The 24,812-nt window shown below is 31.6% G+C and carries 23 protein-coding genes (1 of these 23 running past the window's edge); 5 read left to right on the top strand and 18 right to left on the bottom strand.

Annotated elements, in window-relative coordinates:
* Window positions 1-63 precede the first annotated feature (63 nt).
* The 13 genes from queA to ACU4C5_RS03200 form a co-directional block, all read right to left on the bottom strand.
* Window positions 64-1,113: a tRNA preQ1(34) S-adenosylmethionine ribosyltransferase-isomerase QueA gene (gene queA / locus ACU4C5_RS03140; RefSeq protein WP_446845598.1), complete on the bottom strand. Its 1,050-nt coding sequence runs from the start codon at window positions 1,111-1,113 to the stop codon at window positions 64-66.
* Window positions 1,114-1,279: 166 nt separating this feature from the next.
* Entirely contained in the window at window positions 1,280-2,506 is a 1,227-nt protein-coding gene (locus ACU4C5_RS03145) for a 3-phosphoshikimate 1-carboxyvinyltransferase (protein WP_446845599.1), read from the bottom strand.
* Between the two features lie 4 nt (window positions 2,507-2,510).
* On the bottom strand, window positions 2,511-2,837 hold the full coding sequence (locus ACU4C5_RS03150; RefSeq protein ID WP_446845600.1) for a nucleotide pyrophosphohydrolase: 327 nt from the start codon (window positions 2,835-2,837) through the stop codon (window positions 2,511-2,513).
* A 2-nt stretch (window positions 2,838-2,839) separates the two neighbouring features.
* Window positions 2,840-4,870 (bottom strand): transglutaminase family protein, encoded by a 2,031-nt coding sequence (locus ACU4C5_RS03155; protein WP_446845602.1) that lies wholly within the window; start codon window positions 4,868-4,870, stop codon window positions 2,840-2,842.
* Window positions 4,871-4,931: 61 nt separating this feature from the next.
* Window positions 4,932-6,836: a DUF3858 domain-containing protein gene (locus ACU4C5_RS03160; protein WP_446845603.1), complete on the bottom strand. Its 1,905-nt coding sequence runs from the start codon at window positions 6,834-6,836 to the stop codon at window positions 4,932-4,934.
* A 118-nt stretch (window positions 6,837-6,954) separates the two neighbouring features.
* Window positions 6,955-7,407 (bottom strand): D-aminoacyl-tRNA deacylase, encoded by a 453-nt coding sequence (gene dtd / locus ACU4C5_RS03165; protein ID WP_446845604.1) that lies wholly within the window; start codon window positions 7,405-7,407, stop codon window positions 6,955-6,957.
* Window positions 7,408-8,358, bottom strand: a complete 951-nt coding sequence (gene rsgA / locus ACU4C5_RS03170) for a ribosome small subunit-dependent GTPase A (RefSeq protein ID WP_446845605.1) — start codon at window positions 8,356-8,358, stop codon at window positions 7,408-7,410.
* 81 nt (window positions 8,359-8,439) lie between these two features.
* Entirely contained in the window at window positions 8,440-10,101 is a 1,662-nt protein-coding gene (locus ACU4C5_RS03175) for a hypothetical protein (protein WP_446845606.1), read from the bottom strand.
* A 130-nt stretch (window positions 10,102-10,231) separates the two neighbouring features.
* Window positions 10,232-10,861 carry a T9SS type A sorting domain-containing protein gene (locus ACU4C5_RS03180; RefSeq protein WP_446845607.1) on the bottom strand — a complete coding sequence of 210 codons (630 nt, stop codon included), beginning with the start codon at window positions 10,859-10,861 and terminating at the stop codon, window positions 10,232-10,234.
* A gap of 166 nt (window positions 10,862-11,027) precedes the next feature.
* Window positions 11,028-12,110, bottom strand: coding sequence for a chorismate mutase (locus tag ACU4C5_RS03185; RefSeq protein WP_446845608.1), 1,083 nt, complete (start codon window positions 12,108-12,110; stop codon window positions 11,028-11,030).
* A gap of 10 nt (window positions 12,111-12,120) precedes the next feature.
* Window positions 12,121-12,972: a prephenate dehydrogenase gene (locus tag ACU4C5_RS03190; protein WP_446845609.1), complete on the bottom strand. Its 852-nt coding sequence runs from the start codon at window positions 12,970-12,972 to the stop codon at window positions 12,121-12,123.
* 52 nt (window positions 12,973-13,024) lie between these two features.
* Window positions 13,025-14,170 carry a pyridoxal phosphate-dependent aminotransferase gene (locus ACU4C5_RS03195; protein ID WP_446845610.1) on the bottom strand — a complete coding sequence of 382 codons (1,146 nt, stop codon included), beginning with the start codon at window positions 14,168-14,170 and terminating at the stop codon, window positions 13,025-13,027.
* Window positions 14,167-14,994: a prephenate dehydratase gene (locus ACU4C5_RS03200; protein ID WP_446845611.1), complete on the bottom strand. Its 828-nt coding sequence runs from the start codon at window positions 14,992-14,994 to the stop codon at window positions 14,167-14,169. The genes ACU4C5_RS03195 and ACU4C5_RS03200 overlap by 4 nt, the downstream gene beginning before the upstream one ends.
* Before the next feature lie 287 nt (window positions 14,995-15,281).
* Between ACU4C5_RS03200 and gldA the strand changes: the two genes are divergently transcribed.
* Complete coding sequence (gene gldA / locus ACU4C5_RS03205) at window positions 15,282-16,178, top strand: gliding motility-associated ABC transporter ATP-binding subunit GldA (RefSeq protein ID WP_446845612.1); 897 nt, start codon at window positions 15,282-15,284, stop codon at window positions 16,176-16,178.
* Here gldA and ACU4C5_RS03210 read toward each other — a convergent pair.
* The 5 genes from ACU4C5_RS03210 to ACU4C5_RS03230 all read right to left on the bottom strand — a co-directional run bounded on the left by ACU4C5_RS03210 (window position 16,175) and on the right by ACU4C5_RS03230 (window position 20,785).
* Window positions 16,175-16,924, bottom strand: a complete 750-nt coding sequence (locus ACU4C5_RS03210) for a head GIN domain-containing protein (RefSeq protein WP_446845613.1) — start codon at window positions 16,922-16,924, stop codon at window positions 16,175-16,177. The two genes, gldA and ACU4C5_RS03210, sit on opposite strands and share 4 nt — an antisense overlap.
* Window positions 16,921-18,015: an acyloxyacyl hydrolase gene (locus ACU4C5_RS03215; RefSeq protein WP_446845614.1), complete on the bottom strand. Its 1,095-nt coding sequence runs from the start codon at window positions 18,013-18,015 to the stop codon at window positions 16,921-16,923. The genes ACU4C5_RS03210 and ACU4C5_RS03215 overlap by 4 nt, the downstream gene beginning before the upstream one ends.
* Before the next feature lie 77 nt (window positions 18,016-18,092).
* Window positions 18,093-18,719, bottom strand: coding sequence for a phosphoadenosine phosphosulfate reductase domain-containing protein (locus tag ACU4C5_RS03220; RefSeq protein WP_446845615.1), 627 nt, complete (start codon window positions 18,717-18,719; stop codon window positions 18,093-18,095).
* 88 nt (window positions 18,720-18,807) lie between these two features.
* Entirely contained in the window at window positions 18,808-19,215 is a 408-nt protein-coding gene (locus ACU4C5_RS03225) for an RrF2 family transcriptional regulator (protein WP_446845616.1), read from the bottom strand.
* Window positions 19,216-19,240: 25 nt separating this feature from the next.
* Entirely contained in the window at window positions 19,241-20,785 is a 1,545-nt protein-coding gene (locus ACU4C5_RS03230; RefSeq protein WP_446845617.1) for a hypothetical protein, read from the bottom strand.
* Window positions 20,786-20,932: 147 nt separating this feature from the next.
* Here ACU4C5_RS03230 and ACU4C5_RS03235 point away from each other — a divergent pair, with 147 nt between their 5' ends.
* The 4 genes from ACU4C5_RS03235 to leuB form a co-directional block, all read left to right on the top strand.
* Window positions 20,933-22,108: a 2-isopropylmalate synthase gene (locus ACU4C5_RS03235; protein WP_446845618.1), complete on the top strand. Its 1,176-nt coding sequence runs from the start codon at window positions 20,933-20,935 to the stop codon at window positions 22,106-22,108.
* Complete coding sequence (gene leuC, locus ACU4C5_RS03240) at window positions 22,109-23,491, top strand: 3-isopropylmalate dehydratase large subunit (protein ID WP_446845619.1); 1,383 nt, start codon at window positions 22,109-22,111, stop codon at window positions 23,489-23,491.
* Window position 23,492: 1 nt separating this feature from the next.
* Window positions 23,493-24,080 (top strand): 3-isopropylmalate dehydratase small subunit, encoded by a 588-nt coding sequence (leuD, locus tag ACU4C5_RS03245; protein ID WP_446845620.1) that lies wholly within the window; start codon window positions 23,493-23,495, stop codon window positions 24,078-24,080.
* A 121-nt stretch (window positions 24,081-24,201) separates the two neighbouring features.
* Window positions 24,202-24,812 carry the 5' portion of a 3-isopropylmalate dehydrogenase gene (leuB, locus tag ACU4C5_RS03250; protein WP_446845621.1) on the top strand. Its footprint extends 508 nt past the window's final position, so the window shows 611 of its 1,119 coding nt (coding positions 1-611); it begins with the start codon at window positions 24,202-24,204; its stop codon lies off the right edge, out of view.

Raw genomic sequence — 24,812 nt, forward strand, 5'->3', positions numbered from 1 at the left:
AAGGGAATACCATAAAAAAAGCCTTGTATAAAACAAGGCTCTTAGTTATAATTGTTGGAAAACTTATATGATTAACATAGCGTCTCCGTACGTGTAAAAGTTGTATTTTTCTTTCACAGCTTCTTCGTAAGCGCGTTTCATAAAATCGTGTCCTGCAAATGCAGAAACCATCATTAATAGCGTAGATTTTGGCGTATGAAAGTTTGTTACCATACAGTTAGCGATACTAAAATCATAAGGAGGAAAGATAAATTTGTTAGTCCATCCTGAAAATTCGTTTAGTGTTCCGTTTGATGATACTGAGCTTTCTATTGCTCGCATTGCTGTTGTACCAATGGCACAAACACGACGCTTATCTTTTATTCCTTTATTAATTACATCAACCGCTTCTGGGCCTACAATAATTTCTTCACTATCCATTTTGTGTTTAGACAAGTCTTCAACCTCAACTGGGTTAAAAGTTCCTAAACCAACGTGTAGTGTAATTTCTGGTAATTCAACACCTTTAATTTCTAAACGTTTTAATAAGTGTTTTGAGAAGTGTAATCCTGCAGTTGGAGCAGCTACGGCACCTTCATTTTTTGCAAAAATGGTTTGGTAACGTTCTTCGTCTTCTGGTTCTACATCACGTTTAATGTATTTTGGCAATGGTGTTTCTCCTAACTCGGTAAGTTTTTTACGGAATTCTGTATAAGATCCATCGTATAAGAAACGTAAAGTACGTCCTCTTGATGTTGTGTTATCAATTACCTCAGCGACTAAAGTTTCGTCGTCTCCAAAATATAATTTGTTTCCAATACGAATTTTACGTGCTGGATCAACTAATACATCCCAAAGGCGTTGTTCTTCATTTAATTCTCTTAATAAGAATACTTCAATTCTTGCGCCAGTTTTTTCTTTGTTCCCGTATAAACGAGCAGGAAAAACTTTGGTATTGTTTAAAATCATCACATCACCTTCATCAAAGTAATCTATTAAATCTTTAAACAATTTATGTTCGATAGTTTGATTTTTTCTATCAAGAACCATCAAACGTGCCTCATCTCTGTTATCTGAAGGATGTTCAGCGAGTAACTCGTCTGGAAGGTCAAAATTAAAATGTGATAATTTCATCTGTGAGTTTTTATTATTTTTTTAGTTGCCAGATGGAATTCGCCATCTATAAATCTTAATTATTACAGACTTACATATTATTGACGTATTACAAATGCCATTGTACTTTTTTACTGCTACAAATATACAATCTCAAAGTAGGGGTTGTCAAGTAAATAACAGTTTATTATTGATTTATTTGAAATCCTATACTTTTTAAATCGTCCCAAAATGTTGGATACGACTTACTAACCACCATGGCATCTTCTATTTGCAACGGTGTTTTTAAAGCTAAAGGCGCAAAAGCCATAGCCATACGATGGTCGTTATACGTTGACACCAATGGGTTTGAATGATTTATTGAGATATTAATAAGCTCTAAAGATTGATCAGTAAGATTTACTGTTGCACCAAATTTTTCTAGTTCGGTTTTTAAAGCTACTAAACGATCGGTTTCTTTAATTTTTAGAGTATGAAGTCCGGAAAGTTCACATGAAATTCCCAATCCTAAACAAGTTACTGCAATAGTTTGTGCAATATCTGGCGCATCAGCTAAATTAAAAACTTTATGCGCTAGGTTTTCGCTTGTTTTTGTAAGTGTTATCGTATTATCTCCAAAAGTGGTTTCTACTCCAAATTCTTTATAAATTGTTGCTAAAACAGAATCTCCCTGAAGTGATTGTTGTTTATATGCCGATAATTGAATAGTTGTTCCTACAGTACTCAAAGCAATAATACTATAAAAGTAAGATGCCGATGACCAATCTGACTCCACGGTTAACGTATGTGCTTCTAGGATTTCTTTTACAGGAAATACGGTTATTGTTTGCCCTACAAATGCTGTCTTAACACCTATTTGGTTGAGCAAATCTAAAGTCATATTAATGTAGGGCACCGAAGTAATCTTCCCCTCTAATGTAAGTACTAAACCTTTATCTAATTTTGAAGCCATAAGTAATAATGCCGAAATATATTGGCTACTTACATTGGCTTTTAAAGCCACTTCGTGTTTGGTGATTTTTTGTCCTGTAATTTGTAATGGCGGGCAATCTTGAGTTTCAGTGAATGTAATTTGTGCGCCTAATTGATTTAAAGCATCTACTAATATTTTAATAGGACGCTCTTTCATACGCTGCGATCCGGTTAAGGTAACTGTTCGTCCTTCTTGTGTTGCAAAGAAAGCGGTTAGAAAACGCATAGCGGTACCAGCATGATGAATATCAATTATTTTTTCTTCGGAAATTAAAGCTTTTTGCATCACTTTAGAATCGTCTGAATTTGAAATATTTTTAATATTAATTTGCGGATACAAAGCCTGTAGTAATAACAATCTGTTAGATTCACTTTTAGAACCCGTGATTGTAATTGCCGAATTGTTTTTAACTTCTGAAAGCTTTAAATTAAATAGACTCATTACATTATTTTAATTTCTCATTATTATGATGTCTGTCGTGATCTCTTTTAGTTTTGATATCTAATTTTTTATCAAAAGCTGCTTGAAGATCAATACCCGTTTGGTTTGCTAAACATAAAACTACAAACACAACATCGGCTAACTCTTCACCTAAATCTTTGTTTTTATCACTTTCTTTTTCACTTTGCTCACCGTAACGACGTGCAATAATACGCGCCACCTCTCCTACCTCTTCGGTAAGTTGTGCCATATTAGTTAATTCGTTAAAATATCTAACGCCGTGTTCTTTTATCCAACTATCTACTGCAGCTTGTGCATCTTGTATATTCATCTTTATATTTTTGTTAGTACTACTTTTTCAGATTCTTTAGTGGTTATTAAAGTGTAAAATGCTTTAAAAGCATCGTAATCTGCTGGTTGTACTAATGATGTATTAAAATCTATATTAACTGTAAGTTGTAAATACTTACCGTTTTCTTTTATTATATATGAAAAAAGCCCTTCGTTGGTATTAAATTTTGACGCTTCACTTTTTGGTAACGACTCCACTTTATAGCCTTCTGGTAGCATAATATTTACAATATACTTTGACGTTTTTGGAAAACCTAAATCAATAGGATAAATTCTTTCCTCTTGTTTTAAAGGGTTTTCATTATCTCCAAAAAATAATAAAGGTGAAAAATACAACTTTCCGCCAAGGTCTTCAACTGCTCCGTTTAACTTATAGTCGTAATTAACCTTAAGAGGTTGCAAAGGATCGGTATCATTTTCTACAGTTAAATTAGTGATGCTGATATCTCCTTTATTTTTCTCTAAGTTTTTAGCATGACTTTCGGCTGTAACTTTAGCGTAAACACTACGGTAACTATAAGCAAAATAGTTAGTTTGATGTGTTCTTACTTTTCCTTCAACAGATAAGTCGTTATTCATTTTCACATTTAATGATACCGTTTTTTTAGATGATGGCATTCCTGAAAGATTTATCCATGTAGAACTTCCTTGCTCTCTAATAACTCGTCCTTGCCAGTTTATAACATGATCTGGTAAAATATTAAATGTTGAATATGGAGAAGTGGCATCTAAAAGTGCTGTAAATCCTGTGTCTTCAATTAAACAGATTACATAATTAAAACCTTGTCGTGTTGGGAATAACGGAATCCCATTAGATTTAGTACTTACTAAAACCGGATTTGCTTTAATACCCGCTTCTCTTAACATAGAAACTAGCAATAAATTAATATCTGCAACATTACCAGAACCATCTATATAAGCTTTTCTTACTCCATTTTCGGCAGTATAACCTACAAAACCATTCCATTTCACTTTACGTTTTACAAAATTTAAAATAGCTTGTGCTTTTTTAAATGTATCTCCTCCTTTTTGGGTGCCTACTAAGGTTTCTAAATCTTCAGTATAAAAACCTTTACGGTTTAATTGAACTCCAAAATCATTGTCATCGTAAATTGTTTTTGTAACGTCATCCCATGTTGTTGAATAATACTTAGCTATGCTATTTGGGTATTTGGTAGACGTATGCTCCATCACAAGTTTAGCTCTATAATTATCTAAATTATTAACTAAAGGTTCAATTTTTAATGCGGGAACATTATCTAGATCTGCAGTAATAATATTTTCAGCAAACGTAAATTCTGCTTGTAATACCTCACTTTTTAAACTACGGGATGCGTTAAGAGTAGACTCTTCTATTCGTGCTGTATAACTTACCGTTCTTTCTCTTTCAGATTCTTCAATTTTTGGTATAAAAGTGGCTCTTGGATTTAATACTCTACTGTATTTAAAATATTCTGGAGTTCTTATTTCTAATTCAAATTTAGCTATAGGTATTGTGTATTGCACATCAATATCATTTATTGAAAGATAAGGTGACTCTACAACATAGGTATATTCTATAATACAACCTTCAGAAATGTTAGGCATTGTAAAGGTGTTAATCTTCCAATATTGATTAGCGATTTCCTCAAACATTCCTTCGCTTTTTAGTTTTGTTTTTTCAACCTTACCATTTGAATATGTAAACGTATACCCTTTAAGATTACGTAACAACTCACTATTTGCGGCAGATTTATTATAAATTCTTACTTTTTTTGTTGCCCAATCAAATCCTTCTTTATTATGGATAAGTATACGTTCATGAATTTCGTTTTGTTGAAAAAATCCTTTAGAATCTGCATATTCGAAATTAATTGTTTGACTTCTATAAATTACAGTCGCATTATCATCGGGAGATGCTGGTGTTTTATATTTGTTAAAATCTTCTTTAGAAACTTTTCCAAATTTATAATTCTGTGCAACTCCTCCTTGTAAGGTAAATAATGCAATAATTACTAAGTAAAAATACTTCATGTGTTTAGTTTTCTTTGTTTATGATTAGTTTAATTGGGTCTTTTGAGAATATTGTATGGTTTTACTTGGCTACTAAAACCATTTTAGCTTTATCATGTTTTACTATACTTGCTATAAATGCTCTGTAACTAGCATAGTCTTCTTTAGGATAAAAGCCTTTGCGTAACATATAAGTTCGTTTGTAAAGAAGCTTACCTGCGGCATCAATAGTTATAGCGGCAGAGTAACTTCCAAATTTATTGGTAATATTAACGGGTTCTGGCATTGCCTCTACGCTATAAGCATCATCAAGGGTAATTATAAAGGTATCAACATCGGTAAAACCACGTTGTATTTCAAAATCTAAAGTTCTGTTTTTATAGCGTGTAGGTGTATACGTTACACGGTTAAACATATTAGGTATAACTAATAATCGGCTTCCACTTTTTTGAGCGTAACTCGTGGCATTTACTGTAGCGTTTTCTGTAAATACAACAACATCTTTATTGTTAGTAAAATTGATATCTGTAACACTTAAATTATTAATATAATCCCAATGGTTTTTAAAGTATAAATCATGCTCTCTAACAGGTCGGTTTTGTATACCTTCATGTAGCGCGTATTGATATCCTGTAGTTGTAATTGTGACGTTACCATTAATTGTACCATTTCCGTTTAAAACAACCTCAGCCTTGGTGTCTTGTACACTTTCTTTTTCACTATAACTTGTGGTGTGTACAATTTTTCCTCCTTGCGGAGTAATTACTAAAGCATCTCTATCGTCTGTCCAATTGGCAATAAAACCAAAAGGATCTGTTTGACTTGTACATTCTAGCCAAGTGTAAACCCCATTAGCATCTGGAATACATAAAACGGCATGATTCCCTTCTGCTCCAGAGAAATCTTTATTTATATTTCTAATATTTCTATCGCCATAGATAATCGCATAATAAGACGTTACTCCAGCAGCATCCAATAATGCTTTTGTATAATTTGACAACCCTTTACAATCTGCATAACCTAAACGATCAACATCTTCAGCCAACATAGGTTTCCAACCGCCAATACCAACCTGAACGCTAATATATCGTGTTTTGTCTTGCATATATTTGTACACTAATCGCGCTTTATCAATATTACTAGTAACACCTGCTGTTAAGTTTTGAATATCCTTCTTTATAGCGTCTGGTAACTCTTCAGTACCATTTAGTAAACTATTATCGATCCAAGCTCCAAAGTCATTCCAATTATTATTAACGCCTTCAACACCATTCATAACAAATGATTTAAGCGCTACTTTTACCATAGGTGTGTATGTAGAAAATTGAGGTCCGTAGACTTCAGGTTGTAAAGCTTTTATATTTTTTACTGAATAATGATACTTTCCGTGAGTAGTAATCTCATAAGCTTCAAGATTTTTTGTTAACACTTTAAGCGCCACATCAGAGTTATTAGTTACTTTATAACTTGATTGTTCTGTACTAATATGAAACCCTTCAACAGGTGACCAACCCGATAAATATGCTGTAGTTTCATATTCCACTTCTGTAATAAAATGGACGGTATAAGGGTAAGTAGTAGGCGTATATTTTAAATACTTTACTCTACTATCTGAGTATAAAGTTCCTCCCGGAACTGCGCTAACATCCTCAAAGTCTTTTTTCTTTATTTTCTTTATTTCGGCACCAGAAGCATTAAATATACGTGCTTCGAGTTTTTTAATATTTATATTCTCATCATAATAAACCGTTGTTCCTGTTTTTGTGTTTCCGGCCTTATTTAATATTGTTACAACGTGTGTATTTGTGTACACTATTTTATCAAAAGACTCAATATTAATAGCAACATCATTATAACGCACCACAGCATTAGCATGATCTTTTAAATTTGAAGAAATAGTATAAGCAGAATAAACAGAAGCCTCTTGAGCGATACTAAATGAAGAGAAAACCAAAAATACTAGTAGGGTTAAAACTTTATGTTTCATGAAAAATATTTAAGTGTTAAAATTATAACAATTAACATGAAATCAAAAAAAAGAGCATCACTTTCAACAGTTTAGCTCAATTAATTAAATATACTACTTTAAAGCAATTAAAATACCTTTATTCTTTATTTTTAGTATCAATAATTATGGTAACCGGACCATCATTTAGTAATTCTACTTTCATATCGGCTCCAAATTCTCCTGTGCCAATAGATTTTGAAAGATCTTTTTCTAATTGTAAGATAAAAGCTTCATATAACGGAATAGCAATATCTGGTTTTGCCGCTTTAATATAACTTGGTCGGTTTCCTTTTTTTGTACTTGCCTGAAGTGTAAATTGGCTCACTACAATAGCATCACCATTAGTATCAATTAATGAGGCGTTCATCACGTTAGTGTCATCTTCAAAAATACGAAGATTAGCTATTTTTCGAGAAAGCCATGTAATATCTTCTTGTGTATCATCATTAACAATACCTAAAAGAATAAGCAATCCATTTTGTATAGAAGCTACAACATTTTCATTTATGGTAACACTTGCTTTTGCAACACGTTGTATGACTGCTTTCATTTACTCTTTTTCCCAGTTATCTGTACGGTAATGCTCGTCTTCTCCTTCTAGGATTTGTAAATAACTACGGTATCTAGAATGTGCAATTTCATCACGTTCTAAAGCATCTTTTACAGCGCATTTAGGTTCGTCAACATGAATACAATTATTAAATTTACAGTCTTGTTTCAACTTAAAGAATTCAGGAAAGTAATCTCCTATTTCTTCTTTTTCCATATCTACAATTCCGAAACCTTTAATTCCTGGTGTGTCAATAATTTTTGCATCAAAACTTAAATCGAACATTTCCGCAAAGGTTGTGGTATGCTGTCCTTGGCTATGTTGTAAAGAAATTGCCTTGGTTTTTAAATCTAAATTAGGCTCAATTGTATTTACTAAAGTAGATTTCCCAACACCAGAATGACCAGCAAACATACTTACTTTGCCTTCCATTAGGGTTTTTACTTTGTCTACATTTTTGCCTGTAACGGCAGAAACACCAATACACTCGTATCCAATTTCGCGATATACGTGAGCTAAATATCTAATTTCGTTTATAGTATCTTGATCGTATGCATCAACTTTATTAAAAAGTAATACCGTATCTACAGAATAAGCTTCGGCAGTTACTAAAAACCGATCTATAAAACTTGTAAAAGTAGGAGGATTATCAATAGTTATTAATAAAAATACCTGATCAATATTAGCTGCAATTACATGCGTTTGCTTTGATAAATTAACCGATTTACGAACAATATAATTTTTACGATCGTGAATTTTATGGATCACTCCCGTGGTATCATCATTATTGGTTTCTAATTCAAAATCCACTTGATCACCAACGGCAATTGGATTGGTACTTTTTATCCCTTTAAGTCTAAATTTCCCTTTTATTCTACACTGGTATGCAACACCTAGTTCTGTTTTAACTGTGTACCAACTCCCTGTAGATTTATATACGATTCCTGTCATTGCTGCAAAGGTAAATGATTAGCACTTATTATTACAAAAAAAAGACTGCCATTTGACAGTCTTTATTGTTTTGATAAGCTTTTATTTAATTGTCATTCGTCCAAGTTTATCTTCCGACTTACGGGATGAATAGATAATATATTCTTTATTATTTTTAATATGATAAACTCCTGGTCTAAGTATTAATTGATTTTTTTGTAATTCTTCTGGATCTTTTCTTGTGATATCTCCATTAGATTTATCAAAAACAAAAGCTGTAGGAATCGCTTTATTGTAGTTTCCTAAACTTTTAATTTCTTCAATATCTGTTACACCTATATTCTTTTTATTATCGTTGAAAACAACCGTTAGTTTACCTTCTGTATAAATAGGAATTGCGCCTAAGTATTCTGGTCCTTTACCTAAAACAGCAACAGGAACAGATACACCAACACCTACTGTAAAGTTTGAGTTTCCTGAGAAACCATAAATACCAACAGACATTGTTGTGAAACTCGCTTTTTGTTCTTTAGCAATAACATTTGCCCATTCTACAGAGCCATCAGCATTTAATGATGTTACAATAATTTCATTAGTTATAAATGTAATTGGTGTAAAACTTACACCTACTCCACCAATACCAATCCCAGAAGATTGCCCAATAATTGATTGTCTGTATTCAGCTAAAAATATTAATCCACCATCTTCTTTTTCAATTAAACTGTGTGTTGAATAATATGGTAAAATATCTTTTCCTTTTTTAGCTCTACGTTCTCCAATAAGCTTGGTTTTTGTAGCTAAATCAAATACATTAAATTTTAAATTGGTTACTGTGTTTGAATTCATATCAATAGTCCCCGAGTAAATTCCTTTTAATTTCCAATTTGCACGTCCGCGTCTGTTTACGCTAGAGTAAAAACCAACTAGATTAAGCGTGTTATTTGCTGTCATTAATAACTCACAGTTAATAACTTCTTTTCCTGTAAAATCTACATTTACAACTTCTTTAGTATATGCATTTGCTTTTTTGTAAGCATGAACTTCAAACTTTTCAATGTTCTTTTTTGCTTTTCTATCTCTATAACTTTCGTTAATAACAAGGTAGATATCTTCTTCTAAAGTAATATCAAAATCAGCAATTGTGAACTCTAAATCTTTACGATCGTTAAAAGAAACCTGCTCTAAGTGAGACGTTACAACCTCAAGGTTTTCATCAATAAGTTTTACTTCATATTGCATAATTTCATCTTTATCAAATAAAGCAGCATGCATAATTAGTAATTTATCTTGTAGTATAGATTGCTTAAAGTAAAAAGCACCACGTTCTTTATTTTTTGTCACTTTTGTTGAAAACAACTTTTTCTTATTTGACGTTAATTTTCCATCTTCAGAAATTTCAACAGCTAATAAGTTATTCACTTTAGTTTTTTTATCATAAACACTTCCAAGAATATAAACACGATTATTTAAAACCGCTATTTCTTCAAAATTTGGTTCTTTATCAATAAAATCGTCCATTTCAATTTCATTCACAGACAATAATGCCATATCTGAAGAATTAAACACTTTAATAAAAAAGTTTTTCCCTTTAGTGGCTAACGTGTATATTTTCCCGTTAGTTTCTCCGGCGATTCTAACAATTTTTTCTTTGTCGGCCTCAATTTCTTTTCCGTGAGTAATTGTAATTGGCCCTAATTGACCTTGCGCATTTACCGTAGTATAAGTAGTGACTAACAGTAGTAAAAGAGTAATTTTTTTAATCATAAAAGAATAAGGTTGATTAGTTTATAGGTTTGGTTTGTGCATCAAAAATAGACTTTTTATTTTCTTATGCAATTAACTTTTATTTAACAGAGTGTTTTTAACACACTAAATCGTATAATTATCTAGACTATTAACTCTTAATCGCTTTTTTAGTTTCTAAGGTTTTTCCGTCGGCAACGGTATGAATTAGGTATATTCCTGTTGGAAATCTAGATAAATTTACTGTGATATTTTTATTGATATTTTGGTAAGAATTCTGCTGAATAATTTGTCCTGAAAATGTCGCTACCGAAATTTCTACCTGTTGAAAACTATCTTGAAGATTCAATTTAAATATGCCATCTTTTGAAGGATTAGGAAACAATTTTGGAGTGATTTTAGTTTCAGAAGGATATTCATAAATATAATTGATACAAAACAAACAACCCGTTGCACATCTGTGAGACAAATACGCCGTAATCAACACTTCATCTAAAGCATTATCTACAGTTAAATTCACTTTAAAGTCATGTTGTTTACCAACTATGATTTCTTGGGGAGCAAATCCTAAATACGAAACTAAAAGCACATCGCTTGGTCTTGCTTCAATTTCAAAAACACCATCTATAGTTGTAAAAGCACCTTTATTGCTGCCTTTAATAATTACATTTGCTCCAGGAAGCGTTATACTATCACCTAAAACAGTACCGGTAATTTTTGTTTGAGTAAATGCAGTCATCGTAAAAAAATATGCTGCACATAAAAGAGTAATTTGTTTCATAATATATAAGTTTTAAGATTATATCAAACTTAACGCAACCTATACCAAAATGAAATAACCAATGCGTAAACACCTCTTTACAATGAGTAAACACCTAAAAACCTTTAGGTAAAAGCATAAAAAAGCCTCACAATTGTGAGGCTTTTTTATAATATATAAACTAAAATTAATTTTTCACTATTTTCTCTTGGTGATTAATTGACTCTTGATGAATGGCTTTAAATAATTTTAAAACAAACTCTTCACTCAGTCCTTTATCTTTTCCATCTAAAACCATTTTACCTAAAATTTCGTTCCAACGTTTGCTTTGTAAAACAGCTACGTTTCTATCTTTTTTAAGTGCTCCAATACCATCTGCAATTTGCATTCTTTTACCTAAGGTATCAATTAATTGTTGATCAACAACATCAATTTTAGCTCTTAAATTGCTTAATTTTTGGTTGTATTCAGTCGCTGGATCAGATTGCTTTCTAATTTTTAAATCTTCCATAATTTGCACTAAAGCATCTGGTGTTACTTGTTGTGCAGCATCACTCCATGCATTATCTGGATCAAAATGAGTTTCAATCATTAACCCGTCAAAATTTAAATCTAATGCAGTTTGCGACACATCAAAAATCATATCTCTTTTTCCTGTAATATGCGACGGATCGTTTATTAATGGTAAATGAGGAAATCTTGTTTGTAACTCAATAGCTAATTGCCATTCTGGATTATTACGGTATTTTGTTTTCTCGTATGTTGAAAACCCTCTGTGAATAACACCAAGGTTTTTAATATCTGCAGTTGCTAAACGCTCAATAGCACCTAACCATAATGGTAAATCTGGATTTACAGGATTTTTAACCAATACAATTTTATCAGTTCCTTTTAAGGCATCTGCAATTTCTTGCACAATAAAAGGACTCACTGTTGAACGTGCTCCAATCCATAATAAATCTATATCGTGCTCTAAAGCCAACTCTACGTGAGCTCTGTTTGCAACTTCTGTAGCTGTTTTTAAGCCAGTTTCAGCTTTTACTTTTTGTAGCCATTTTAATCCTAAGGCACCTACACCTTCAAAATTTCCGGGGCGAGTTCTAGGTTTCCAAATCCCAGCTCTATAATAATTTACATCTGTATCTTTTAATTGGTGTGCAATTTTTAAAACTTGTTCTTCTGTTTCTGCACTACATGGTCCTGCAATAACTAATGGATGATCTAACTGTAAATCATCTAACCATGTTCTTAACTCTTTCTTGTTTTCCATAACATCTGTTTTATATTATTCCGTTTAAAATGTCTTTTATATGATTGGTATTTTCCATTTCATTAAAAATTTCATCAAAATCATCTGCTTCCATAACCGTTTTAAAATGGGTTAAATTAGCAATGTAATCGTTTAAAATTTCAATAACATTTTCTTTATTCTGTTTAAAAATTGGTGCCCACATTTTAGGTGAACTTTTTGCTAAACGTACTGTTGATGCAAATCCACTACCTGCTAAATCAAAAATATCGCGTTCGTTTTGCGCTTTTTCAATTACTGTTTTCCCTAACATAAAGGAACTTATATGCGATAAATGTGATACATAAGCAATATGTTTATCGTGTGCTTCGGGATTCATATAACGAATACGTAACCCTATGTCGGAAAACATTTGTAATGCTTTCTCCTGAAGTTGAAAAGCTGTTTTTTCTACTTCACAAATAATGTTTGTTTTTCCTTTATATAAATCTCTAATTGCTGCTTTTGGTCCTGAAAATTCAGTTCCTGCAATAGGATGTGTTGCTAAAAAATTTCGACGTTTAGTATGATTTTCAACTACTTTACAAATATCTTGTTTTGTTGAACCTACATCAATCACCAAACAATTATCGCTTACTAAATCTAACACTTTTGGTAATTCTATAACGGCATAATCTACAGGAATTGATAAAATAACGAAATCTGCATTTTTTAAATCTGCATAAGTTGCTTTTTCATCAATAACATTAATATTTAAAGCAGTTTCTAAATGTGCTTCATTAGTATCAACGCCATAAATCTTAGCTGTTGGGTAAGCGTGTTTTATATCTAACGCCAAACTTCCGCCTATTAACCCTACGCCTATAACATATATATTTTTCATTCTTTTTTGAGTCTCTAGACGTTTTCCTTTTCGGAATATTTATTATCTATTTTTATTTTACGCGTGCTATTGCTTCTTCTATTTCCTCTATTCCTGCGCATAACGAAAACCGTATATAACCTTCACCATTGGTCCCAAAAATGGTACCTGGCGCTATAAATAGTGAGTAGTTTTTTAATACTAAATCTATAAATTCTTTAGATTTTAGATATGGGGGTAATTTTGCCCAAACAAATAATCCTGTAGCTGTTTTATCGTAAGTACAGTTAAGTGCGTCTGCTAATTTCCATACTAATTCCCGGCGTTGTTCGTACACACTATTTAAACTCATAAACCACATATCTGAACATTTTAAAGCTTCAATAGCCCCTTTTTGAATGCCATAAAACATGCCGGAATCCATATTACTTTTTACTTTCAAAATACTGTTTATATATTCCGATTTCCCTAAAACCATACCTACACGCCAACCGGCCATATTAAAGGTTTTACTTAACGAATTAAGTTCCAAACAATGATTTTTTGCATCATGGTATTTTAAAATACTACGCGGAAATTTGTTCAAAATAAAACTATACGGATTATCATTTACAATAAGAATATTATTGTGTTTTGCAAAAGCAATGATATCATCGTAAAACTTATTTGGCGCTACTGCTCCTGTTGGCATATGTGGGTAACTAATCCACATTAATTTCACCTTACTTAAATCGGTTTTAGCCAAAGCATCTAAATCTGGCAACCACGCATTCTCTTCTTTTAAATCATATGGTACAGCTTTTGCTCCCACCAATTTTGTTACCGATGTATAGGTTGGATATCCTGGATTTGGAATTAAAACCTCGTCACCTTCATTTAAAAAAGCTAACGATATATGCATAATCCCTTCCTTACTTCCCATAAGTGGTAACACTTCGGTTTGCGAGCTTAAGCTCACCTGAAATTTTGATTTATAAAAATCTGCAATAGCTTCTCTTAGTTCTGGTAAACCTTGATAACTTTGATATTTGTGAGCCACCGGATCTTGCATCGCTTCAACCATTGCCGAAATCACTTTATATGGCGGTTCCATATCTGGGCTACCAATTCCTAAATTGATAATTGGTTTGCCGTTTTGCTTAAGTAAATTAACTTCTTTTAATTTTTTGGAAAAGTAGTATTCCTCAACCGTTTGCAATCTCTTTGCAACTTCAATCATGATCTTGCATTTTTATATTCACCAAGAATTTTTAAATCCTGACTCATTATTTCTAAAATGGATTTTGCTTTACTGTAATCGTTATAATCATTAAAAGTAACGTCTACAAAAAAGGCGTATTTCCATGGGGTTTCTATTTTTGGTAACGATTGTATTTTGGTTAAATTCAATTTACAATCACTCAATACGTTTAAAACGGTTGCTAAACTGCCTCGTTTATGATCTAACTCAAACTTTAAAGACACTTTAGTAATTTTGGTATTTGAAATTTTTGGCGCTTCGGTTTTTACAATCACAAATCGCGTTTCATTATGTTTTATAGTTTGAATACTTTCTGATAAAATTTCAAGCTCAAATAAATCTGCAGCCAACCTACTCGCAATTGCTCCGGTATGTAAGAGTTTTTTTTCTTGAATACGTTGCGCAACTTCGGCAGTATCTTTATCTTCAATAAGTTTTATATGTGGATATTTTTTAAAGAATTCCTTACACTGCAATAATGCCATTGGGTGCGAATATACTTCTGTAATATCTGCAATAGGTTGATTTGGCAACGCCATTAAATGATGTTGAATATCTAAATAATATTCGCCAATAATTTTAAGATTATGGGTATCAATTAATGCGTAATTGGGAATTATTGATCCTGCAATTGAGTTTTCGAGCGCCATAACACAAGCATCTTGCTCATTTGTAATGATACTCGCTACCGCTTCATCAAAAGATAAATATTCTCCAATAGTGATGTTGTTCTCAAAATATTGTTGACTTACAATATGATGAAAAGAACCTTTAATTCCTTGTATTGCTACTGACTTTACCATATAAAAAAATCCCGATTTGCATCGAGATTCATATTAAAATTTATATCAAAAAAATAAATTACACATACAAGACCTCGTTCTCTTTGTTAAAAAAGAAGTAACTCCAGTTATGATATGTAAAAATTGTTGTTTGCATTGTAATTATTATACTGCTAATGTAACTCTTATTTTTAAAAAACAAAATTCAAGCTCTCTTTTTTTCATAATTCATATATCCTTTTAAAGAAACGTTTATAATGATCACTTTAAATTATATAATTACTATTTTTGAATAAATATTTTACAGTATGTCGATAGAAGTTTCAAACATTACAAAAATTTACGGCGAACAAAAGGCTTTAAATTCTATTTCATTTAAGATTAATAAGGGTGAAATTGTAGGATTTTTAGGACCTAATGGTGCAGGTAAATCTACTATGATGAAAATTCTTACCACATTTATTGAGGCTAGCGAAGGTGATGCTAAAGTGAATGATTTTGATGTAAAAAAAGATACTAAATCTGTACAAAAATCTGTAGGATACTTACCTGAGCATAATCCGTTATACTTAGATATGTACGTTAAAGAGTATTTAAGTTTTAATGCTGGCGTATATAATATTGATAAAAACAGAATTAACGAAGTTATTACACTTACTGGTTTAACACCTGAATCTCACAAAAAAATAGGGCAACTCTCAAAAGGATATCGCCAACGTGTAGGATTAGCAAATGCGTTATTACACAACCCCGAAGTTTTAATTTTAGATGAACCAACTACCGGACTAGATCCTAATCAATTGGTAGATATTAGAGCGCTTATAAAATCTCTTGGAAAAGAAAAAACTGTGTTTTTATCAACTCACGTAATGCAAGAAGTTGAAGCCATGTGTGACCGCGTTATTATTATCAATAAAGGTGAAATTGTAGCTAATAAAACACTTAAAGAATTAAGAGACGATAAAGAACAAACTGTTATTGTTGAATTTGATTACCGTGTTGAAGAAGCCTTTTTATTACGTTTACAAAAAGTAAAAAGTGTTGTAAATACGTTTGATTTTATATATGAAATCACTTTTGATACTGCAGAAGATATGCGTTCTCACGTCTTTGATTTCGCACATGATAATGAGCTAAAAATCTTACAACTTAATCAGAAAAACGCTAGTTTAGAAAGCTTATTTAGAGAATTAACAGCTAATTAGTCTTCAAAAACAAGATGTCCTGTATAAAAACTTTGGGCAGTTACAAGAGGTGGCGTATTCACTACAATCACATTTCCTACACTTCTTATTTCTCCTGTAAGTTGTAATTGCGGATTTACAATCATATCGTTAGTTCCACGATGATATACATTAATATTTTGCGCTATTAAATCTTCTGCTTCAAAACGTCCTGATCCCGAGTAAAATCCAACATTTACATTTTCAGCAGTTCCTGAAAGATAAAAAGAAGACATATTATTTGATACAATTGATAAATTAGTTGCATTTAATTGCAAACTAAAATCTCCTACTGTAAAACTTCCTTGAAGGTTAAAATCTTCGGAAATCAAACTTAAATTATTATAGTTTAATACGCCTATTGATGAAATTTCATATTGGGTAGAACTTCTAATGGTTTTTATATTTGGTGCAGTCACATATACTTTTGTTACGGCATAATCTCGTACAAAATTGCAAGTATTATTATCGGTGATTTCTAACTGATTTCCAACAACAATCACATCTACATCATTAATAAGATTTTCACCACTTTCAACAATTACAGTATATGTATCGCCTTGTTCAATAAATAACTCAACACCTCTGTTGACTAATATTTTTTCAAAATTTTCAACTAAAAATTCTTGTTGTACATTATGTCCTGTAGTTTGAAAACAATCGTTTGCATCTTCACTATCACAAGCAAAAACCAGAACTAAAATAAATAATCCAATAATTTTTTTCATAATCTTACACCTATACCAAATTCTACAGCTTCTGCTTTTGCACCATGTGATTTTAAAGTCACCGCACCAAACCATTTTTTACCAACATAACGTTTTAATCCTATACGGAAATATGAACGCCCTTCAAAATCGTAAGGATAATACACATAATATCCAACTTGAGATACTACCGAAAGGCGATTAATAAATAGCTCATGACCTACAAATAAACCAACGCGTTTATAATCGGCATCAGGATCTGTACCACGTTCCGGGTAAGCGACAGCATAATAGGTAATTAATTCGTCTAAAAATTTTGAAAAGAATATATCTGTTCCTACCTGAATGGCACTTTTACGACTCAGCCGTTTATCAGCATAAGCTGAAAGGGTATAAAACGGAAATTGTCCGCTTCCAATCACATCACTTTCGTTTATTCCGCTTCTAAAAGCAAAATTAAATTTTATAGGCTGTGTAAATTTATCGTTGGTTAGGTTTGAAATATATTCAAGAGGTTCATCATCTAAATTATAAACTAACCCTACATTAAAACTTATGCTATTTATACTTGTATTTGGTGCTCTTACATTGGCATTTGAATAGTGAAATAAACTTAATCCCGCTTGAAAACCAAAACGATCAAAAACACGTTCTTTTTTATAATTAAGCATTAAATAGGTTGAACTTAAAATGGTACTTCCAAAGGCAACGTTTTTATGATTTTCAACTTTATCATAAGGGTTTGTATTGTAAGTTAAACCTTGCCCAACACGAAACATTAAATTTCTATTTAGAAAATAAAAATTGTAGTGAGCATAAAGCGCATAATTATCTCCTAAAACATCATTTTTTAGATTTTGATAAGCAAATGATAGTCCGTAATCTGGGTAATTAAAGCGTTGTTCCCAATCTTCATGACCAAATGTTTTTTTGTTCCAGCTTAATAAAAAGCCTTCGGGATGTCCTTTAATTAAATGTAGAATATCGTTATTATGAAGAGCGATATTCCCTTTAAAATAATTAATATCTATAGTAGATTGTGATTTGGTTTCATTTTGAGAACTTCCAACGAAAAAACTCAAGCATAAAACGCAGAATAATAGATGCTTCATAAAGTGTATTATGACGCAAAAATAACAGAATATTTAAGACCAATGTCTCGCTTTACCGAAAAAATCTTGTCGAATTATTATTGTAAATGAATACCACACTCTCTATTTTGTAGCGCCTTAACAGGATCAAAGTAATCAGTATTTTTAGGTAATTGGTTTTCTTTTAAATAAGCATCCAATTTGGTATCTGTAAAATAATAAAACGGACTTACTTTTAAAATACCGTCTTTACTGTAGCTTAAAATATCTTTCTTTACTCTATGTTCAGTTTGGCGATCTCTAATATTAGTGAACCAAAGTTGGGGTTGGTGTTCGTTTAATGCTCTTCTGAAAGGTTCTAATTTTACAACTTCCGAAAAACGATCATGACCTTCATCTTCAATTCCTGGCAAACCAATGGTTTCATTAATTTCTGCTTTTTTAAGTAGCGGAATATATTTAAAAATATTCAATTTATAGGCTGAAATTAAGTTTTCGGCATGCGTATATGTTCCTGGTTGGTTAAATAAAGTATCACACCAAATTACTTTAATAGTAGTATCAAGTTTTGCTATTGAACTTAATAAAACTGCAGAATATACTCCAAAACTGGTAGTTACAATTCTATTTTCTGTTAAAGTTAATGCCCATTTTATAATCTCATTAGGGGTTTGATCTTTTAATTTTTTATTCCAAAATTCAAGATCTAAGGGAAGCTTTGTCATATTCCTGTTTCTATTATCCTATTAAATTAGTAGGATTAATAGCGAAATTATATAAAATTATGGAAACAGACTCTATTTTAAGAAAATTTTAAATTAAGTCGGCTAATGTTTTATGATTAAAAATACTTAACGCACTATCTCTTACGTCAGTCATTAGTTGATGTACACCGCAAAGTGTTTCATCTGGACAGTCGCTACATTTTTCATAAAAATTTAAACTTACACACGGCACCATAGCAATCGGTCCTTCAAGAACTCTCATCACCAAAGACATTTTTATTTCCGAAGGATCTTTTAATAAATAATAACCGCCACCTTTTCCTTTTTTTGAGCCTAAAACATGATTTTTTTTGAGCGTTAATAAAATGCTTTCTAAAAATTTTAATGAAATATTTTCGGCTTCTGAAATCACACTAATTTGCACTGGTAGTTCCCTATCTTGTTTGGCAAGATAAGTGAGCGCTTTTAGTCCGTATTTCGTTTTTTTTGAAAGCATTATGCAAAGATAGATAAATTCATTTTTACTTCAATCCAGCGATGTACTTAGATTTTACAATTTCAGCAACTGTTTTGTTTTCAATATTACTTTCTAACCATGAAAGTATATCTAAATACAGAAAAGCACGACGCTCATAAGGATGATCTTCGTATGTTTTTAAACGACTATGTAACCCTATAAATGCTTTTTTAATATCATGTGGATATATGTTTTGAAGTCCTTTTATAAACTTTATCATTTCTTTCTGTACTTCATATAAATCATCAATTTTTAGTAAATATTTATAGGTGCTTTTCAGAAGTTTTTCAATATGATAATCATAGCCACCTTCATAATGTGCTACAAGATTTAATACGCGTGAAAAACAGAGTAAATCTTCGCGCATAGACAAAGATTTATTAGATATAATTTTATCTAAATAGGCAATACATTCCTTATAATTTCCTGAACCAAAATGTAAACTCGCAAACTTGTAATAAAAAATCATAGTGTGATGTTCGTCAATACGATTTTTATAATTTTCGAGGTCTTTTTCAATCTGAGGAATAAGATGTAAACCATCCTGAAAACTCCCATCAATAAAGTAATAATTAAGTTTATTAACATTTAAATATAAGAATGTTAACGCATCAACATTATCATCTTTTGGAAACGTTTTATTAGTAACTGCTGTTTCAAATTTATCAATATAAGCAGCAAATTTGTCTTTCTTTTTAATGTAGAATAAAGCTTCAAGTAAATAATTATTCCCTTTTATAAAAAATACAGGATTTAAATTAACCATATTTTTTTGAACTTCAAAAAGTCCTACCCATTTTAAAGCATATTTATAACAATTTAGAAAATCTTGCATCAAAAAGCTATACCATAAATAGGCTTGATACAACCATAATTTTTCTCTAAAACCTAAATCGTAAACATCAAATTTTGGTAATCTTGCATCAAAATATTCTTGTACTTGTTTACTTTCTTCTGCATTTTTAACATAGCCTGTTTTTAAAAATACACCGTACAATTGCAATGATAAATTAGAAAGTTTACTAGTTATTACATTAAGATGACTCAGCTCTTTTGCTTGAATGGTTAACTCATCTGCTCTACCACTTATACTACCTGTAATATATTGAGATTCTATAATTTTCTCTAATTCAACAATTTCATATGCCAAGTTTTTTTCTTCATTTTGAATAGCAACTTCTTTTGATTTATCTAAAATTTTAAGCGCTTGTTTATACAACCCCTTATGGTATAAAATAGATGCAAAATCTAGTTGCTCTCTAATTTGAGAACGTACATTTTGATGTAAAGGATTTAATTTTAAACTAATTAAAAGTTGCTTATACAAATGTGCTTTTACATTAGCTAACTGTTGTTTTTTTACAATCCCACTTTTTAAAATCACTGTTTCATCATAAACAGACAGCTTATCTAAGGTAGTGAATAAATTCAAAAATTTTGAATCTTCATTCACACCAAGTCGCCCTACGTACAACTTAAATTGACGTTTTTCTGATTTAGTAAGTGATTTTACTAATAAAAACAAATTATCTTTTTGATCCTTAGTCATCAAGTGAAATTATATTTTAATAAACTGATTATTAAGTATTTAAACTTATATTTTTTAATTGAACATCGTAATACGATACCAAAAAGAAATATTAACAAGTATCCAAAGTATACATTCGTTAGACAATACAAAAATATATTTCAATAAATGTCTAATCACAACGTACAAATTTTCGACACAACGCTTAGAGATGGCGAGCAAGTTCCTGGTTGTAAACTGAATACTTCACAGAAGTTAATTATAGCTGAAAAACTCGACCTCCTAGGCGTGAATGTTATAGAAGCTGGCTTTCCTGTCTCTAGTCCTGGGAATTTTGAATCTGTAGAAGCAATTTCTAAACTTATCAAAAACGCAACTATCTGTGGATTAACACGTGCCGTTGAAAATGACATAAAAATTGCGGCTCAAGCATTGAAATATGCTAAAACACCCAGAATTCATACAGGAATAGGAACATCGGACTCACATATTAAATATAAATTTAATTCTACAAGAGAAAAAGTATTAGAACGTGCTTTTGAAGCCGTTAAATATGCCAAAACTTTTGTTGAAGATGTAGAGTTTTACGCTGAAGATGCCGGACGAACAGATAATGAATATTTAGCAAGAGTATGTGAAGCTGCCATAAAAGCTGGAGCAACAGTTTTAAATATTCCAGATACTACCGGATATTGTTTACCTAAAGAATATGGTGCAAAAATAAAATACCTTCAAGAACATGTAAAAGGAATTGAAAATGTTATTTTATCATGTCACTGTCACAACGATTTAGGTTTAGCTACAGCAAATTCTATTGAAGGTGTAATTAATGGAGCAAGACAAATTGAATGCACAATTAATGGTATTGGAGAGCGTGCAGGAAATACAGCATTAGAAGAAGTGGTGATGATTTTAAAACAACATCCATATCTTAATTTAGATACCACAATACAAACCGAACAATTATACGGTATCAGCCAACTAGTATCTGAGCAAATGGGCGTTTTTACACAACCAAATAAAGCAATTGTAGGATCAAATGCATTTGCACATAGCTCAGGTATTCATCAAGATGGGGTCATTAAAAATCGTGAAACTTACGAAATCATAGACCCAAAATCTGTGGGTGTTACCGAATCTGCAATTGTATTAACAGCACGTAGCGGAAGAGCAGCATTAGCATATAGAGCAAAAAATATTGGATACGAGTTGACAAAGCTTCAATTAGATGAAATTTATATTAGTTTCTTAAATTATGCAGATAATAAAAAAGAAGTAAATGACACAGATGTTCATAAAATAATAGAAAATAGCAACTTGTATCAACAAATTATTTCAGCATAAATGGGAAAAACATTATTTGACAAAGTTTGGGATGCACATGTAGTAGATACTATTAAAAACGGTCCGCAAGTACTATATATAGATAAACATTTAATACACGAAGTTACAAGTCCGCAAGCATTTAATGAGTTAGAAGAACGTAACATTCCTGTGTTTCGTCCTAATCAAATTATAGCCACTGCAGATCATAATACACCAACAACAAACCAACATTTACCAATTAAAGATGAGTTGTCTAGAAATCAGTTAGAACAACTTTCAATTAATTGTAAAAAAAATAATATTACACTTTACGATTTAGGTCATAAATATAACGGTATTGTACACGTTATGGCTCCTGAATTAGGAATCACACAACCCGGTATGACTATGGTTTGCGGTGATTCACACACATCAACTCACGGTGCCTTTGGTACCATTGCTTTTGGTATTGGTACGAGCCAAGTGGCTCAGGTTTTTGCGAGTCAGTGTTTACTTTTAACCAAGCCAAAAAGTTTAAGAGTTACTGTAAATGGTCCATTAAAAAAAGGCGTACTCCCTAAGGATGTAATTTTGTATATCATCTCAAAATTAGGAACCAATTCTGGTACAGGATATTTTTGTGAATATGCAGGGGATGTTTTTGAAAACATGACCATGGAAGGTCGCATGACTGTTTGTAATATGAGTATCGAAATGGGTGCTCGTGGAGGAATGATTGCTCCAGATCAAACAACGTTTAACTATATTAAAGATCGAAAATTCGCGCCTAAGGGACAGGATTTTAATAAAAAAATAAACTATTGGAAAACATTACCAACAGATAACGATGCTACTTTTGATAAAGAATATACTTTTGATGCCCAAGATATTGCACCAATGGTTACCTACGGAACAAATCCTGGAATGGGAATTAAAATTTCAGATAAAATTCCTGAATTAAGCAATGCCTCTTTTGAAAAATCTTTAGAATATATGAATTTCAAAAAAGGAGAATCATTAATTAATAAACCCATTAATTTTGTTTTTATTGGAAGTTGTACCAACTCGCGTATTGAAGATTTTAGAGTTGCAGCAAATTACATTAAAGGCAAACAAAAAGCAGATAATGTTACTGCTTGGTTAGTTCCCGGAAGTAAACAAGTAGAAACTCAAATTATTGAAGAAGGCCTTAAAACTGTTTTTGAAAATGCAGGTTTTGAATTACGCCAACCTGGATGTTCGGCATGCTTAGCAATGAATGATGATAAAATTCCTCAAGATGAATATTGTGTGTCTACATCAAATAGAAATTTTGAAGGTAGACAAGGACAAGGTGCAAGAACCATTTTAGCAAGCCCGTTAGTTGCAGCTGCCACTGCTATTGAAGGTAAAATTATAGACATTACTAAACAATTAAATTAAGATGGAAAAGTTTATCACATTAGAGTCGAAAGCAATTCCGTTGGATATTGAAAATATTGATACCGATCAAATTATACCTGCGCGGTTTTTAAAAGCTACGGATAGAAAAGGTTTTGGAGATAACGTATTTAGAGATTGGCGTTATGATAAAAACGACAAATTAAACATTGATTTCACATTAAATAACCGAAAATACTCAGGAAGCATTCTTGTTGCTGGAGATAATTTTGGTTGTGGATCTAGTAGAGAACATGCTTCTTGGGCTTTATCTGGTTATGGTTTTAAGGTTATTGTATCTAGTTTTTTTGCTGATATTTTTAAAGGAAATGCTTTAAATAACGGGTTATTACCCGTACAAATAAGTAAACCTTTTTTAGCGGTATTATTACAAGCTATAACAAAAAACCCACAAACCAGTATTGAAGTTAATCTTGAAGCACAAACTATAGGCATTAAGAACACATCCTATATAGAAGATTTTGAAATTGATGCTTACAAAAAAACCTGCATGATAAATGGATATGATGATATTGACTATTTATTAAGTAAAAAAGAGGTGATTAAACAGTTTGAAAATACCCATAATTAATACACGCGTTAGCGATTGTAGCGGCATAATTTTGAGGTACGAAAAAGATATAACAAAAAACGCGACCTGAAGCTTTGCGAAAGGAAACGCTCAAAATATAAATGAAAAAAAGAGTTAGAATATGAAATTAGATATAGCTGTTTTACCAGGAGACGGTATTGGTCCAGAAGTAACCAACCAGTCAATAAAAGTGCTTAAGGCAATTGCTCAAGAATTTAACCATACATTCAGATTTAAATCGGCTGCAGTAGGAGCCATTGCTATTGATGAAACTGGAAACCCCTTGCCCGACGATACTTTAAAGCTATGTAAATCTAGTGACGCAATATTATTTGGAGCAATTGGAGATCCAAAATATGATAATGATCCCACGGCAAAAGTACGCCCCGAACAAGGCTTATTAAAACTTCGTAAATCGTTAGGTCTATACGCAAATATCCGTCCAGTTAAAGCCTATAAAACCTTACTTGATAAATCACCTTTAAAACGTGAAATTATAGAAGATACAGATATTAGTATATATCGCGAATTAACTGGTGGTATATATTTTGGTGAAAAACAAATGAGTGAAGATGGTAATAGCGCTTCAGATTTATGCTTTTACTCACGCGATGAAATTGAACGTATTGCACACTTAGCATTCAAATCTGCTCAAAGTAGAAGAAAAAAACTAACACTTATTGATAAAGCAAATGTATTAGAAACATCACGCTTATGGAGAAAAGTAGTCAC

This window comes from Lacinutrix undariae (genome assembly GCF_052934785.1).

Coding starts and splice junctions, on each gene's coding strand:
- queA (WP_446845598.1), bottom strand. CDS start 1,113: ATGAAATTATCACATTTTAATTTTGACCTTCCAGACGAGTTACTCGCT.
- ACU4C5_RS03145 (WP_446845599.1), bottom strand. CDS start 2,506: ATGAGTCTATTTAATTTAAAGCTTTCAGAAGTTAAAAACAATTCGGCA.
- ACU4C5_RS03150 (WP_446845600.1), bottom strand. CDS start 2,837: ATGAATATACAAGATGCACAAGCTGCAGTAGATAGTTGGATAAAAGAA.
- ACU4C5_RS03155 (WP_446845602.1), bottom strand. CDS start 4,870: ATGAAGTATTTTTACTTAGTAATTATTGCATTATTTACCTTACAAGGA.
- ACU4C5_RS03160 (WP_446845603.1), bottom strand. CDS start 6,836: ATGAAACATAAAGTTTTAACCCTACTAGTATTTTTGGTTTTCTCTTCA.
- dtd (WP_446845604.1), bottom strand. CDS start 7,407: ATGAAAGCAGTCATACAACGTGTTGCAAAAGCAAGTGTTACCATAAAT.
- rsgA (WP_446845605.1), bottom strand. CDS start 8,358: ATGACAGGAATCGTATATAAATCTACAGGGAGTTGGTACACAGTTAAA.
- ACU4C5_RS03175 (WP_446845606.1), bottom strand. CDS start 10,101: ATGATTAAAAAAATTACTCTTTTACTACTGTTAGTCACTACTTATACT.
- ACU4C5_RS03180 (WP_446845607.1), bottom strand. CDS start 10,861: ATGAAACAAATTACTCTTTTATGTGCAGCATATTTTTTTACGATGACT.
- ACU4C5_RS03185 (WP_446845608.1), bottom strand. CDS start 12,110: ATGGAAAACAAGAAAGAGTTAAGAACATGGTTAGATGATTTACAGTTA.
- ACU4C5_RS03190 (WP_446845609.1), bottom strand. CDS start 12,972: ATGAAAAATATATATGTTATAGGCGTAGGGTTAATAGGCGGAAGTTTG.
- ACU4C5_RS03195 (WP_446845610.1), bottom strand. CDS start 14,170: ATGATTGAAGTTGCAAAGAGATTGCAAACGGTTGAGGAATACTACTTT.
- ACU4C5_RS03200 (WP_446845611.1), bottom strand. CDS start 14,994: ATGGTAAAGTCAGTAGCAATACAAGGAATTAAAGGTTCTTTTCATCAT.
- gldA (WP_446845612.1), top strand. CDS start 15,282: ATGTCGATAGAAGTTTCAAACATTACAAAAATTTACGGCGAACAAAAG.
- ACU4C5_RS03210 (WP_446845613.1), bottom strand. CDS start 16,924: ATGAAAAAAATTATTGGATTATTTATTTTAGTTCTGGTTTTTGCTTGT.
- ACU4C5_RS03215 (WP_446845614.1), bottom strand. CDS start 18,015: ATGAAGCATCTATTATTCTGCGTTTTATGCTTGAGTTTTTTCGTTGGA.
- ACU4C5_RS03220 (WP_446845615.1), bottom strand. CDS start 18,719: ATGACAAAGCTTCCCTTAGATCTTGAATTTTGGAATAAAAAATTAAAA.
- ACU4C5_RS03225 (WP_446845616.1), bottom strand. CDS start 19,215: ATGCTTTCAAAAAAAACGAAATACGGACTAAAAGCGCTCACTTATCTT.
- ACU4C5_RS03230 (WP_446845617.1), bottom strand. CDS start 20,785: ATGACTAAGGATCAAAAAGATAATTTGTTTTTATTAGTAAAATCACTT.
- ACU4C5_RS03235 (WP_446845618.1), top strand. CDS start 20,933: ATGTCTAATCACAACGTACAAATTTTCGACACAACGCTTAGAGATGGC.
- leuC (WP_446845619.1), top strand. CDS start 22,109: ATGGGAAAAACATTATTTGACAAAGTTTGGGATGCACATGTAGTAGAT.
- leuD (WP_446845620.1), top strand. CDS start 23,493: ATGGAAAAGTTTATCACATTAGAGTCGAAAGCAATTCCGTTGGATATT.